This is a genomic window from Polynucleobacter sp. MG-5-Ahmo-C2 (assembly GCF_018687735.1).
Lineage (GTDB): Bacteria > Pseudomonadota > Gammaproteobacteria > Burkholderiales > Burkholderiaceae > Polynucleobacter.
In genome coordinates this window covers 682,302-695,186 of record NZ_CP061304.1, presented here as the reverse complement: position 1 = coordinate 695,186, position 12,885 = coordinate 682,302, and the positions used below count along the sequence as shown (strand labels likewise).

14 protein-coding genes are annotated in these 12,885 nt (G+C 46.8%); 13 read left to right on the top strand and 1 reads right to left on the bottom strand.

Going from position 1 to position 12,885, the window contains the following annotated elements; translation table 11 throughout:
• The first annotated feature begins 1 nt into the window (after window position 1).
• The 13 genes from C2740_RS03590 (at window position 2) to C2740_RS03530 (ending at window position 11,812) form a co-directional block, all read left to right on the top strand.
• Window positions 2–1,201, top strand: coding sequence for a pyridoxal phosphate-dependent aminotransferase (locus tag C2740_RS03590; RefSeq protein WP_215294040.1), 1,200 nt, complete (start codon window positions 2–4; stop codon window positions 1,199–1,201).
• Between the two features lie 11 nt (window positions 1,202–1,212).
• The gene (locus tag C2740_RS03585) at window positions 1,213–1,944 is read left to right on the top strand and encodes a glutathione binding-like protein (RefSeq protein WP_215294039.1); all 732 of its coding nucleotides are present in this window, start codon (window positions 1,213–1,215) and stop codon (window positions 1,942–1,944) included.
• Window position 1,945: 1 nt separating this feature from the next.
• Entirely contained in the window at window positions 1,946–2,800 is an 855-nt protein-coding gene (locus C2740_RS03580; RefSeq protein ID WP_215294038.1) for a 3-hydroxybutyryl-CoA dehydrogenase, read from the top strand.
• A 40-nt stretch (window positions 2,801–2,840) separates the two neighbouring features.
• Window positions 2,841–3,320 carry a DUF3429 domain-containing protein gene (locus C2740_RS03575; protein WP_251369691.1) on the top strand — a complete coding sequence of 160 codons (480 nt, stop codon included), beginning with the start codon at window positions 2,841–2,843 and terminating at the stop codon, window positions 3,318–3,320.
• Window positions 3,321–3,327: 7 nt separating this feature from the next.
• Window positions 3,328–4,641 (top strand): replication-associated recombination protein A, encoded by a 1,314-nt coding sequence (locus C2740_RS03570; RefSeq protein WP_215294037.1) that lies wholly within the window; start codon window positions 3,328–3,330, stop codon window positions 4,639–4,641.
• Window positions 4,642–4,651: 10 nt separating this feature from the next.
• Window positions 4,652–5,278, top strand: a complete 627-nt coding sequence (locus C2740_RS03565; protein WP_215294036.1) for a 2-hydroxychromene-2-carboxylate isomerase — start codon at window positions 4,652–4,654, stop codon at window positions 5,276–5,278.
• Window positions 5,279–5,328: 50 nt separating this feature from the next.
• On the top strand, window positions 5,329–5,904 hold the full coding sequence (locus C2740_RS03560; protein WP_215294035.1) for a peptidylprolyl isomerase: 576 nt from the start codon (window positions 5,329–5,331) through the stop codon (window positions 5,902–5,904).
• 24 nt (window positions 5,905–5,928) lie between these two features.
• The gene (locus C2740_RS03555; RefSeq protein ID WP_215294034.1) at window positions 5,929–7,755 is read left to right on the top strand and encodes a bifunctional chorismate-binding protein/class IV aminotransferase; all 1,827 of its coding nucleotides are present in this window, start codon (window positions 5,929–5,931) and stop codon (window positions 7,753–7,755) included.
• A 9-nt stretch (window positions 7,756–7,764) separates the two neighbouring features.
• The gene (locus C2740_RS03550) at window positions 7,765–8,325 is read left to right on the top strand and encodes an NUDIX hydrolase (protein ID WP_215294033.1); all 561 of its coding nucleotides are present in this window, start codon (window positions 7,765–7,767) and stop codon (window positions 8,323–8,325) included.
• Between the two features lie 34 nt (window positions 8,326–8,359).
• Window positions 8,360–9,097: a leucyl/phenylalanyl-tRNA--protein transferase gene (gene aat, locus C2740_RS03545; protein WP_215294032.1), complete on the top strand. Its 738-nt coding sequence runs from the start codon at window positions 8,360–8,362 to the stop codon at window positions 9,095–9,097.
• Window positions 9,094–9,849 (top strand): arginyltransferase, encoded by a 756-nt coding sequence (locus C2740_RS03540; RefSeq protein ID WP_215294031.1) that lies wholly within the window; start codon window positions 9,094–9,096, stop codon window positions 9,847–9,849. Before aat ends, C2740_RS03540 begins: the two co-directional genes overlap by 4 nt.
• A gap of 9 nt (window positions 9,850–9,858) precedes the next feature.
• Window positions 9,859–10,893: a quinone-dependent dihydroorotate dehydrogenase gene (locus C2740_RS03535; protein WP_215294030.1), complete on the top strand. Its 1,035-nt coding sequence runs from the start codon at window positions 9,859–9,861 to the stop codon at window positions 10,891–10,893.
• 94 nt (window positions 10,894–10,987) lie between these two features.
• Window positions 10,988–11,812 (top strand): IclR family transcriptional regulator, encoded by an 825-nt coding sequence (locus tag C2740_RS03530; protein WP_215294029.1) that lies wholly within the window; start codon window positions 10,988–10,990, stop codon window positions 11,810–11,812.
• A 1-nt stretch (window position 11,813) separates the two neighbouring features.
• Here C2740_RS03530 and C2740_RS03525 read toward each other — a convergent pair whose 3' ends face one another.
• The gene (locus C2740_RS03525) at window positions 11,814–12,878 is read right to left on the bottom strand and encodes a serine hydrolase (RefSeq protein ID WP_251369690.1); all 1,065 of its coding nucleotides are present in this window, start codon (window positions 12,876–12,878) and stop codon (window positions 11,814–11,816) included.
• Window positions 12,879–12,885: the final 7 nt, after the last annotated feature.

Below are 12,885 nucleotides of genomic sequence, written 5' to 3'. Positions count from 1 at the left end.
AATGACCGCGCCAGACCACGCACCCTCATTTCCGAGTCGCCTACCCAATGTAGGAACAACGGTATTTACCGTTATGTCTGCGCTTGCAGTGGAGCATCAAGCAATCAACTTAGGGCAAGGCTTTCCAGATTTTCCTTGTGATCGCAAATTAATTACTAGCGTCAATGATGCGATGCTCGCCGATCGCAACCAATACCCCCCCATGATTGGCATCGCTGAACTGCGAAACGGAATTTGCCAAAAGATTAAAAACCTATATGGCCATCACTATGATCCCGATAAAGAAATCACGATAACTGCGGGGGGCACTCAGGGCATTCTCACAGCAATACTTGCCTGTGTAAGCCCAGGCGACGAAGTGGTTATCATTGAACCTGCTTACGATAGCTACCGACCCTCAATTGAATTAGCAGGTGGCAAAACCATTGCAGTATCACTTCAAGTAAAGCGTGACCCAAATGGTCAAGTGGCCTCTTATGAAATTCCTTGGGAGGCTTTGGCTAAGGCTATTCATTCCAAAACACGCTTACTCATCATTAACTCTCCGCACAATCCTACTGGAATGGTGTGGCAAGAAGCTGACTTAGATCGCCTAGCGCAATTAGTGAAAAATACTTCTGCGCTCATTTTGAGTGATGAAGTCTATGAGCATATGGTCTTTGATGGCGCCGTACATCACAGCGTTGCCTCCCACCCAGAGCTGGCTGCAAGGAGTTTTCTAATTTCCAGCTTTGGTAAGACTTATCACGTTACTGGCTGGAAGGTCGGCTATGTAGCAGCGCCTCCCTTGCTCACTAAAGAATTTCGAAAGGTTCACCAGTTCAATGTCTTTACTGTAAATACACCAATGCAGTATGGCCTCGCTTCCTATCTAGAAGATGCATCGCATTACTTAAATCTTCCGGCTTTTTATCAATCCAAACGGGATTTTTTTCGGGCTGGTTTAGAGAAGACTCAATTTAAGCTACTGCCAACACCTGGCACTTATTTTCAGTGCGTCGATTACTCTGCACTGAGCATTCCAGAATCCAAATTGAATGAAGCAGATTTTTGTCAATGGCTCACCACCAAAGTTGGTGTAGCGGCTATCCCCGTTTCCGCTTTTTATGATCAACCCACTGAATCTGGCGTGATCCGCTTCTGTTATGCCAAAGAAGAACAGACTTTATCGAATGCCTTACAACGCTTACAAAACTTATAGAGAGATCCCCCATGGCAAATAAGCAATCCAAAAACGTCATTGATGTTTATAGCTGGCCAACGCCGAATGGCCACAAGGTCCACATCATGCTGGAGGAATGTGGCTATCGCTTAGGTAAGGGTTGGGTTGCCCACCCCATTGATATTGGCGCTGGTGATCAGTTTGCCAAGGACTTTTTAAAGATTAGTCCGAATAATAAGATTCCGGCATTAGTAGACCCCCATGGGCCCGATGGAAAGCCAATCAGTATTTTTGAATCCGGCGCCATCTTGCTCTACCTCGCCAGCAAGACCGGCAAGTTTCTTCCTAAAACAACTCGCGCTAAGTATGAGGTTTTGCAATGGCTCATGTTCCAAATGGGTGGTTTAGGACCTATGCTTGGGCAAAACCACCATTTTCGACTGTACGCCCCCGAGAAAATTGACTACGCCATTCATCGCTACACCAATGAAGCAAAGCGTTTATATGGAGTTCTGGATGCGCAACTGAAAGATAATCCTTATATAGCAGGTAAAACCTACTCGATTGCGGATATGGCGATTTACCCTTGGACGCGAAATTGGAAAAATCAAGGTATTGAGATTAATGACTTTCCTCATTTCAAGCATTGGTTTGAAAAGCTTAGTGAACGTCCAGCAGTCAAGCGTGGTTGCGAAGTATTAACCGCATTACGCAAGCCCTTGACAGACAATAAGGCTAGAGAGCAATTATTTGGTTCAACCCAGTATCAAAAGAGGAAATGAAATGAAGATTCAATCAGTTGGCGTGGTCGGTGCGGGCACAATGGGTAATGGTATTGCACAGGTTTGTGCGGTTGCCGGTCTCGATGTCGTCATGGTTGATATTAATGAAGCAGCCGTACAACGCGGGCTGGATCAAATTAGTAAAAGCTTAGATCGCCTCGTTAAGAAAGAAACACTCACTGCCGATGCAAAAGAAGCGGCACTCAAGCGAATTAAAGGCAGTACCTCTTATGCAGATTTCAAGGGCTTAGGCTTAGTCATTGAAGCTGCTACTGAAAATCAAGCAATTAAAGAAAAGATTCTCAAGCAAGTAGATGAGATTGTTGGCAAAGACACCATCATTGCCACCAATACCTCCTCCTTATCGATTACCAAGCTTGCTGCACTTGACTCAAATCCAGCGCGCTTCATTGGCATGCACTTTTTCAACCCGCCACCTCTCATGGCTTTAGTAGAAGTGATTCGTGGCCTGCAGACGAGCGACACAACGCATGCCGCCATTATTGAGATGGCTAAACAAATTGGCAAAGAACCCATCACCGTGAAGAATTCACCAGGGTTTGTGGTGAATCGCATTTTGTTACCCATGATTAACGAAGCATTCTTCGTGCTGTCAGAAGGACTTGCTAGTCCAGAAGATATCGATGCCGGTATGAAGTTGGGCTGTAATCAACCTATCGGCCCCTTAGCCTTGGCAGACCTCATTGGTTTAGATACTTGTTTAGCGGTGATGGAGGTTTATTTTGAAAACTTCAGCGACTCCAAGTACCGCCCTTGCCCACTCCTTCGTGAAATGGTTGCAGCCGGTTATCTAGGTCGCAAAACCGGTCGCGGCATTTATACCTACGACAAATAATTTCCCAATCCAATTAACCTCAACTAAAACTGAAGTGCTCGTGAATCCTATTCCACCCCTAGTTAGTAAACTGGCTTACGCTGGTCTCATTCCTTTTATTGGCCTCGCTTTAATGGTGCAGCTCGCGCCAACGCCTCTGAACTATTTAAGTGCAGAGTCTCTTGCGGGCTATGGGGCAGTGATTACTTCCTTTATGGGTGCTTTACATTGGGGCGCTAACTTGCATCACTTAGGCAAAGCACCTATTGGTGATCGTTGGGTTGACCGCAATGCTTGGATTTGGGGTGTGATTCCCGCACTAGTTGCCTGGGTTGCCTTGCATATTTATATTCCGGTGGGGCTGTTGATTTTGGCATCCACTTTAATCATTCAGCGCAATATTGATCAGAGCACCTATCAATATTATTTTTCTGATGAAGCAGCACGCAGCACCTTTATGACGATCCGCAATCGCCTGACTTATGTTGCCGCGGCTTGCTTAAGCTGGGCAGCCATCGTCATTCTCTTTATTCAAGCATGACTGTTCAATGAGCGGTCTTTTCGAGAGCACCCCTCCGCCGCCACTAGCGGAAGCTTTGCGTCCGAAAAACATTGAAGAAGTGATTGGGCAAACCCATTTATTGGCGGCCGGCAAGCCACTTAATCTAGCGTTTGCCTCAGGCAAGCCCCACTCAATGATTTTGTGGGGGCCTCCAGGCGTAGGCAAGACAACGCTGGCACGCCTCTCAGCAAAAGCCTTTGAGCGCGAATTTATTGCCATCTCTGCAGTCTTAGCTGGCGTCAAAGAGATTCGCGAAGCCATTGAACAAGCGCAACAAAACATGGCGCAATATGACAAGCAAACAATTTTGTTTGTTGATGAGATTCATCGCTTCAACAAGAGTCAGCAAGATGCCCTTTTACCTCATGTTGAATCAGGCCTCTTTACCTTTATTGGCGCCACTACTGAGAATCCTTCTTTTGAAGTGAACTCAGCACTTTTATCTCGTGCACAAGTGTATGTACTTAAATCATTAACTGCAGATGAACTGAAGAAGCTATTTATTCGCGCACATCAGCATGCTATGCCCAATGTCAAATTTGACGATAGCGCAATAGATACTCTGATCTCTAATGCTGATGGCGATGCTAGAAGACTCTTCAATCTAGTAGAGCAAGTTCGTAATGCCGTTTTGACACCTAACGCTCTTGTTGATGTTGTTGACCAAGCCTTTATTGAAAATGCGCTTACTGTCCAGGCACGTCGCTTTGATAAAGGTGGCGATCAGTTTTATGACCAGATTTCTGCGCTCCATAAATCAGTGCGGGGATCCAACCCTGATGCAGCACTCTATTGGTTTTGTCGCATGCTCGATGGTGGCGCAGATCCGCGTTACTTAGCGCGCCGCATTATTCGCATGGCATGGGAAGATATTGGATTAGCCGATCCCAGAGCGATGCAATTAGCAAACGATGCCGCCCAAACATTTGAAAGATTAGGATCGCCCGAAGGTGAGCTGGCTTTAGGTCAAGCGGTAGTGTATTTGGCGGTAGCCTCAAAAAGTAATGCTAGTTACAAGGCATTTAATGCTGCGCGAGCCTATGTTGCCCAAGATCAATCTAAGCCGGTGCCCAATCATTTGCGCAATGCGCCAACTAAACTCATGAAAGAGCTTGGACACGGCAAAGAATATCGCTACGCACACGATGAACCGCATGGCTATGCCGCTGGTGAATCCTATTTGCCCGAAGGAATGCCAGAAACACAATGGTATGAACCTGTGGAGCGTGGTCTGGAGAGTCAGATTAAAGAAAAACTGGCTTTCTTACGAAAACTGGATGCTGAGTACAAAGGGAAATAGGGCAGACTCTATGAGTGAGAAAACAGCAGCCACCCTCTACTACGACATCATTTCACCTTTTGCTTATTTGTATATTAAGCAAAGGCAGCGTTTAGAAGACAAACTCAACATCACACCCGTCCCAATTCTCTTAGGCGGCCTGTTAAGGGCCACTGACAATAAAGGTCCTGGTGAAATCACCGCCAAGCGTCCGCATACATATCAATTTTGTGTCTGGCAAGCTGAAAAGTTAGGCATCCCATTTCGCTTTCCTGAACACCACCCGTTTATGACAGTTGCAGCTCAGCGTCTTCTTGTACAAGAGAATGCAGATTGGGCCATGCTTGAACGCGCCTTTGATTATGTGTGGATGGAAGGTAAAGATCCCAATCTTTCTTGGTCCGAGTTTTGTACTTATTTAGGTTTGCCAGCAGATACTGCAAAACCAGAAAGCCCCGAAGTAAAATCTAGGCTCATTGCCAATACCGATCAGGCTAAAGCAGATGGCGCCTTTGGATTGCCGGCCCTGATACTGAAGCAACATTGTTTTTGGGGCGTCGATACCATTGATTGGGCGCTGGACTACCTCAATCGGCCAGGCATGTTCGAGGAAGCCTCCTATGCCTATGCTGGCAATGTCCCAAACGGACTGACTTAATGCGGTTGCGCAATACAATCTGTTGTATCTATCTCACCCAAGGAGTCCTTATGCGTAAGCTTTTTACCAGCCTCATTCTGATTGCCGCCTGCTTTGCTAGCCAAGCTGCTATTGCTGGCACTAAGGTTGAATTCAAAACCACCATGGGCAACTTTGTAGTAGAGCTCGATGATGTGAAAGCCCCAAAGACTACCGCTAACTTTTTAAATTATGTCAAAAGTGGTTTTTACAATGGCACCATCTTTCATCGCGTCATTGATGGCTTCATGATTCAAGGTGGCGGCTTTACTCCTGATCTGATGCAAAAGTCGACTGATGCACCGGTTGCATCAGAAGCAAACAATGGCCTCAAGAACAATACATACACCATTGCAATGGCTCGTACTGCTGACCCTGATTCTGCGACCTCCCAATTTTTTATTAACGTTAACAATAATGCGGCATTGGACTACCCGAATGCAATGGGCAATGGCTATACCGTATTTGGGAAGGTGATTTCTGGGATGCAAACCATCGATGCCATTCGCAAGCTACCTACCATGGTGGCACCAGCCCCACGAATGGGCAGAATGGCTGATGTGCCATCCAAGACTGTCACTATTGAATCTGCCACCCTTCTGAAATAACTAGAAGACATTAGGTTAGCTGCGATGATTTTGCTCGATGATGCGCAAAGTACAGCAGCTAAGCCATCTAGTCGTCATTATGAAAACCCACTGCAGTATTGGCGAGTGCTTACAAGTGGTGACAATGCTCAGGATCTAGCTGCGACTCAGGCCTGTTTAACCCAGATTACTGCTTCGCTTGCTAGAGGCGAGTTTGTAGTTGCTGCATTTGCGTATGAGTTTGGCAGACAAATTCATCAGCTTCCACAAAGATCAGAGGCTAGCCCAAGTTCACACCCGCTGATCGAGGCTTGGTCATTTAAAGGCTATGACAAGCTATCCAAGACTGAAGTGGATACCTTCATCGCTAAGCAGATTGCGATGCTCGAGGGTCGCCAGAAGACTGCTGGTGTGCTCGATATTCGTGAGTCATTAAATGAAGTGCAGTTTTCATCTGATATTGCTAGCATTCAGGAATACATTCGCAGTGGCGATAGCTATCAAATCAATCATACCTACCGAATTTCTGGCAAGACATATGGTTCACCACTGGCTTTATATAGTCGCCTACGTGAGCGTCAGCCCGGTAGGTTTGGGGCATATATCGCACACTCTGGCAGCTACTTACTTTCTCAATCTCCCGAGCTCTTTATTTCCCGCGAAGGTGATACCTTAAAAGCAATGCCGATGAAAGGCACTGCCAGCGCATTATCTGAAGTAGCAAGCGCTTTATCAGACGATCCGAAGAATCAAGCCGAGAATGTCATGATTGTGGATCTCTTGCGTAATGATCTTGGCCGCGTCTCTTTACCTGGCACGGTCACGGTACCTAATTTATTTGAAGTTGCTAGACATGGTGATGTATTGCAAATGACTTCAACTGTTCAGAGCCAAGCCAAACCAAATACTGCTCTCTTTGATATTCTGAGTGCTGTCTTCCCTTGTGGCTCAGTAACAGGTGCGCCCAAAAAACGCAGCATGGAAATTATTCAAGAGTTAGAGCCTGAAGATCGTGGCTATTACTGTGGTGCCTTAGGTTGGCTAGACCCCAGTGGAGACTTTGCTTTTAGCGTTCCCATCCGCACGGTTGAGATTACAGAAGATACTCAGTCACATGCCTCCACTTTTACCCTGGGAATCGGTGCTGGCATTACTAATGATTCTGATGCAAAACAAGAATGGCAAGAGTGCCAAATTAAATCCGCCTTCTTCAAGAATCTTTCCGCTGCTACCGGATTATTCGAAACGATTGCCATTGCCGAAGGAAATCCGCAACAACTTGAGCTTCATTTAGATCGCATGCAGTCATCCGCTTTAGCCTTGGGCATTCCATTTCATAGATCTGCCGCAACAGCAGTGATTACAAATACATGTTCATCACTCAATCCCGCAACTTCTTTTAGGCTAAGACTTGATCTTGCTCCCAACGGTGAATTGTCAGCCTCTATTGGAGTTCTCGAAAGTCTTCATGAACCCGTCAAAATTTTCTGGGCAAAAGATATTCTTTCTGGCGATATGCGAATGTTTTCTGGCGATGCTTTATTGCGTCACAAGGTGAGCAACCGCCATCTCTACAATCTTGCTTGGCAGACCGCCACCGAATTAGGGGGTTTTGATGCCCTCTTTACTAATGAGCAGGGCTTTGTTACTGAAGGAGGCAGAACTAGCATTTTTGTTAAACCTCAAGGTAGCTCTGAATGGCTTACTCCCCCCGTTTCAGCTGGCTTGTTACCAGGGGTACTGCGCGCAAGCCTACTAGCCGATCCCATGTTCAATGCCCGCGAAGCCAACCTGACTATTAATGATGTTTCAATGGCAGATGAGATTATTCTTAGCAATGCCCTACGTGGCACTATCAAAGCCCATTTCTAGAAAGTCAGTATGAAGTATTGCCCTAACTGCGCCACGCTGCTGACCATCAAGATTCCGGCCGATGATTCTCGTGAACGCCATGTATGTGAAGCATGTGGAAGCATCCATTATCAAAATCCCCGCAATGTAGTGGGTAGCATTCCGATCTACGGTAAGCAAGTGCTTCTATGTCGCCGTGCCATCGAACCACGTCTTGGTTATTGGACCTTGCCTGCGGGTTTTATGGAATTAGGTGAAAGTACTGGTCATGGCGCTGCTCGAGAAACACATGAAGAGGCGGGTGCTCATGTAGAAATTGGACCGCTCTACTCCTTACTCAATGTTCCGCATGCAGAACAAGTACACCTGTTTTATTTAGCAAGAATGGATTCACCGGAATTTTCTGCCGGCGAGGAGAGTCTTGAAGTAGCTCTCTTTGATGAGCATGAGATTCCTTGGGCAGAATTAGCCTTTCCAACGGTTAAACAAACGCTGGAATGGTTCTTTGCTGATCGTGCTGCAGGCCTATTAGAAGAAGGCAAAGCATTTCATGTACGGAGTCGCGACGTTTTGCCCTCTGAAAGAATTTAGTGGCTAAGCTATGGGTCGAGTTAGGGGTCAAGGCATGAGTCAAATTGCTTGGCTTGGACCAAACGATTCCTTTCCAAACCCGCTGATTCATCCGGATCCCGATCCCAGCGTACCTGGATTAATTGCCGTCAGTGAACGGATATATCCCGGACAATTATCCCAGGCTTACCAGTTAGGCATTTTTCCTTGGTACTCCGATAATCAACCCGTTTTGTGGTGGTCACCAGATCCCCGGATGGTTCTCAAGCCTGCGCAATTTAAATGCAGTGATTCCCTTAAAAAGAGTCTTCGCTTTTTTTGCCAAGATGCTCACTCACGAATTGCGGTAGATGTAGATTTTGGTGCAGTGATTCGTGCATGCGCTACCAGTAGTCGAAAAGATCAAGATGGCACTTGGATCACCCATGAAATCATGGATGCTTACACTGCACTTCATGAACAAGGTCATGCGCATAGCATCGCTGTGACTGAACAGGGTCAGATGATTGGCGGCCTTTACTGCGTATCCTTTGGCGGGATGGTATTTGGGGAATCGATGTTTAGCCGCAAACCGGGTGCCTCGAAGATTGCCCTAGCGAGCTTAAGTGCCTGGTGCCTTCAGAACGGGATTGCCATGATTGATTGCCAGCAAGAGACGGAACACCTGCATTCCCTGGGTGCTAGCCCGATTGCTAGGGGACAATTTTTAGAGCAACTGCAAATATCTGTAAATCAAACTAAGATGGAATCATCTTGGACTTTTGATAAAACAATCTTGACCCACTGGCTATGACCCAGCTCAAAGAACTTCCGCTCACCGCATTACAGTTTTATGCAACGGCGCCCTATCCTTGCTCTTATTTACCCAACAGAATGGCGCGCTCCCAAGTGGCTACGCCGTCTCATTTAATTCATGCGGATGTTTACAGTGAGCTTTTGAATGCGGGCTTTCGTCGTAGCGGTCTTTACACCTATCGCCCATATTGCGATGAATGCCGGGCTTGTATCGCCACCCGCATCTTAGTGAATCAATTTATGCCTTCACGCAGTCAACGTCGTTCCTGGAAAAAACACTTCGGCCTCGAAGTATCCGTTCTCAACTTAGGCTATCAAGATGAGCACTACCAGCTGTACCAGCAGTATCAAAACCAACGACATGCTGGCGGAGAAATGGATAACGAAGACCAAGATCAATACATGCAGTTCTTGTTGCAAAGCCGGGTGAACTCACGCATTGTGGAGTTTCGCGATGGGCCACATGACCCCCACCCTGGCCGCCTGCGCATGATTAGCATGATTGATATCTTGGATCAGGGCATTTCTTCGGTTTATACCTTCTTTGATACCTCTGTACATGCCTCTAGCTACGGCAGTTACAGCATCCTATGGCAAATTGAGCAGGCAAAAACACTCGGACTTCCTTATCTCTATCTTGGCTACTACATTAAAGAGAGTGAAAAAATGTCCTATAAGGCCAAGTATCAGCCTATGGAAGGTTTGATTGATGATCACTGGCAGCCTTTGTCTGGGTTGACTGGGTCATAATATCTACCCATGATTGATCGCTATTCTCTTTTGCGTCCCTGGCTCTTTTGCCTAGATCCCGAACAAGCCCACAACCTCACCCTCAGTAATTTAGATCGTGCTCAGCGTTGGGGCCTTCTTGAACGCTTCCTTACTAAACCGGTGCTTGACCCACATACGATTTGTGGAATTACTTTTCCAAACCCAGTCGGTTTAGCTGCCGGATTAGATAAAGACGGCAAGCATATCGATGCACTTGCCGCCCTTGGATTTGGTTTTTTAGAGATCGGCACAGTTACCCCGCGCCCACAAGCCGGCAATCCTAAGCCCCGCATGTTTAGACTCACAGAGGCTCAGGCCATCATCAATCGCATGGGCTTTAATAATGATGGTGTTGAAGCTTGCGTTGCGCGCGTACGTCGCTCCCAGTTTTGGCAAAAGGGTGGTGTTTTGGGTATGAATATTGGCAAGAATGCCAGTACGCCAATTGAAGATGCGGCCAGTGATTACATTCTGGCAATGGAGGCTGTTTATGAAATCGCCTCTTACATTACCGTCAACATCTCTTCCCCTAACACCCAGAACCTACGGGCTCTCCAGGGAGAAGAAATGTTGCGCTCATTATTAGGCGACTTAGATGAAGCCAGAAAACGTTTAAGCGATCGTTATGGCGTTCGCAAACCGCTCTTCTTAAAAATTGCACCTGACTTAGATGCCACCGACCTTCATTTGATTGCAGATCTACTCATAGAGTTTGGTATCGATGCCATCATTGCTACCAACACCACTATTAGTCGTGATACGGTACAAGGGATGAATCATGGTGGTGAAGCTGGTGGATTATCTGGCGCTCCAGTGCGCGCTGCATCAAATCAGGTGATCAAAACACTGAAGGCACGGTTGGGGAACAATCTTCCCATCATTGGTGTTGGCGGCATTTTGTCAGGAGCCGATGCAAGAGAAAAAATCATGGCTGGCGCCAGCCTAGTGCAGCTGTATACCGGCCTAATCTACCGGGGTCCAGATCTAGTAAATGAGTGCGCTAAGGCCCTCAGACAATCCTAGAATCACCTCTGAATACTGAGTATTGACGCTCAGGAATCGTTCCAGCAGGATTTCATAATATGCAATCGCATCTGAAATCGCTACAATAAACTCCATGAGCACGAGCAAAACCGTCAAAAACACCAGAAGCACTGGGGAAGTTGGTAAAACAGCCATCCAGGTGGTTGAGCGCATGATGAATTTGCTTGACGCCTTGGCAGAACAAGAAGAATCAAGCAGCCTCAAGAATTTGGCCGAACAAACGGGTCTACACCCCTCCACTGCCCACCGTATTCTGAATGATATGGTGGCCTGCCGTTTAGTAGAGCGTGGTGATGGCGGCACCTACCGTCTTGGCTTAAAACTTTTGGAGCTTGGTAACTTAGTTAAAGCACGGCTCTCTGTTCGTGAGGCTGCGCAAATTCCGATGCGTACACTGCATAAGCTTACTGGTGAGACCGTTAATCTATCGGTACGCCAAGGTGATGAGATTGTGTACATCGATCGCGCCTATAGCGAACGCTCTGGCATGCAAGTGGTTCGCGCCATTGGTGGTCGCGCACCACTACACCTTACTTCAGTAGGTAAATTATTTTTATCCAGTGATGACCCTAGCCAAGTGCGCGCTTATGTCACCCGTACCGGCTTATCAGGGCACACCCGCAACAGCATTACGGACCTCGCCAAATTAGAAGCTGCTCTGAATCAAGTTCGCAAAGAAGGCAATGCGCGCGATGACGAAGAATTGGAGTTGGGTGTGAGCTGCTTAGCCGCCGCAATTTTGGATGACACCGGTAAATTGGTTGCGGGTTTATCACTCAGCTCACCGACAGACCGAATGCAAGCAGATTGGTTAAAAGCCTTGCAGGATACAGCCCTACAGATTTCTAAAGGGATGGGCTACAAACCCAAATCCAGCGATCCTGGCTCAGCTGCCTAGATTACATTAAGCGGCGAATGGGTTGGGCGCCTGAAGGCATACGCTCATACCAATCGCGCACTCGTACCGCATCAGCAAAACGCGATTGCGTACCAACAGAATCTAAGAAGACTAACAATAGAGGGGTGTTATTCACCCTGGCTTGCATAACCAAGCACTTACCTGCTGCATTAATAAAGCCCGTCTTTTGTAGGCCGATATTCATATCACCTGATCGTACTAAACGATTGGTGTTTAGGAACTTCTGTGGGCGCTTGGCAATCACCATCGTTAAATCGGGCCATGTTGAAAACTCACGAATCATTTTGTACTGATAGGCAGCGTTCAGCATGCGGGTTAAATCTTCAGCAGACGCCACGTTCTCACTCATCAAGCCAGTAGGATCAGCAAAATGCGAATGGTCCATTCCCAAATCTCTGGCTTTACGGTTCATGGCATCCACAAATGCAGAAATACCGCCCGGATAATTTCTACCCAAGGTATATGCAGCGCGGTTCTCAGAAGACATTAAAGCTAGCAACAGGGCTTCTTCACGCGTCATAGCTGTGCCACCAGCTAGACGAGAATTTGGGTAGATACGGACATCATCCGCATTGATCACAATCGTCTCATCCAGGGGTAGTCTGGAATCCAAAACAACCATAGCTGTCATTAACTTAGTGATTGATGCGATTGGCAGACTGACAGAAGAATTTTTTTCAAAATAGACTTCTTTGGTATCTTGATTAACCACCATCGCTACGCTCGACTTCAAGCTCAGCTCGTCATGTTGGCCGCGGAGACCAAGCGCTGTCGCAAATGATGGATGAGAAGAAACAAGGGGCTCAGATGAGCGAGTCACCGTTACTCGAACTGTTTTTGGCTTTTTGGGTGATCGAGCAGTTTTAATCACTACTTTACTAGTCTTGACTTGCTTGTCTTTATCCTTGCTGGCAGCAATTACTGGTGTGTTTACCAGAGCGCCACAGGCAAATACCGCAATGAAGGCAAAGAGCCAAAATCGATTCAAATACATCCCAAAATACCTTCCAAAACTTTCAACATACGGAATGATAATTAATTTCACAAGTCGA

Bases quoted from the DNA above. Each gene is read 5' to 3' on its own strand.
- C2740_RS03590 (WP_215294040.1), top strand. From the start codon at position 2: ATGACCGCGCCAGACCACGCACCCTCATTTCCGAGTCGCCTACCCAAT.
- C2740_RS03585 (WP_215294039.1), top strand. From the start codon at position 1,213: ATGGCAAATAAGCAATCCAAAAACGTCATTGATGTTTATAGCTGGCCA.
- C2740_RS03580 (WP_215294038.1), top strand. From the start codon at position 1,946: ATGAAGATTCAATCAGTTGGCGTGGTCGGTGCGGGCACAATGGGTAAT.
- C2740_RS03570 (WP_215294037.1), top strand. From the start codon at position 3,328: ATGAGCGGTCTTTTCGAGAGCACCCCTCCGCCGCCACTAGCGGAAGCT.
- C2740_RS03565 (WP_215294036.1), top strand. From the start codon at position 4,652: ATGAGTGAGAAAACAGCAGCCACCCTCTACTACGACATCATTTCACCT.
- C2740_RS03560 (WP_215294035.1), top strand. From the start codon at position 5,329: ATGCGTAAGCTTTTTACCAGCCTCATTCTGATTGCCGCCTGCTTTGCT.
- C2740_RS03555 (WP_215294034.1), top strand. From the start codon at position 5,929: ATGATTTTGCTCGATGATGCGCAAAGTACAGCAGCTAAGCCATCTAGT.
- C2740_RS03550 (WP_215294033.1), top strand. From the start codon at position 7,765: ATGAAGTATTGCCCTAACTGCGCCACGCTGCTGACCATCAAGATTCCG.
- aat (WP_215294032.1), top strand. From the start codon at position 8,360: ATGAGTCAAATTGCTTGGCTTGGACCAAACGATTCCTTTCCAAACCCG.
- C2740_RS03540 (WP_215294031.1), top strand. From the start codon at position 9,094: ATGACCCAGCTCAAAGAACTTCCGCTCACCGCATTACAGTTTTATGCA.
- C2740_RS03535 (WP_215294030.1), top strand. From the start codon at position 9,859: ATGATTGATCGCTATTCTCTTTTGCGTCCCTGGCTCTTTTGCCTAGAT.
- C2740_RS03530 (WP_215294029.1), top strand. From the start codon at position 10,988: ATGAGCACGAGCAAAACCGTCAAAAACACCAGAAGCACTGGGGAAGTT.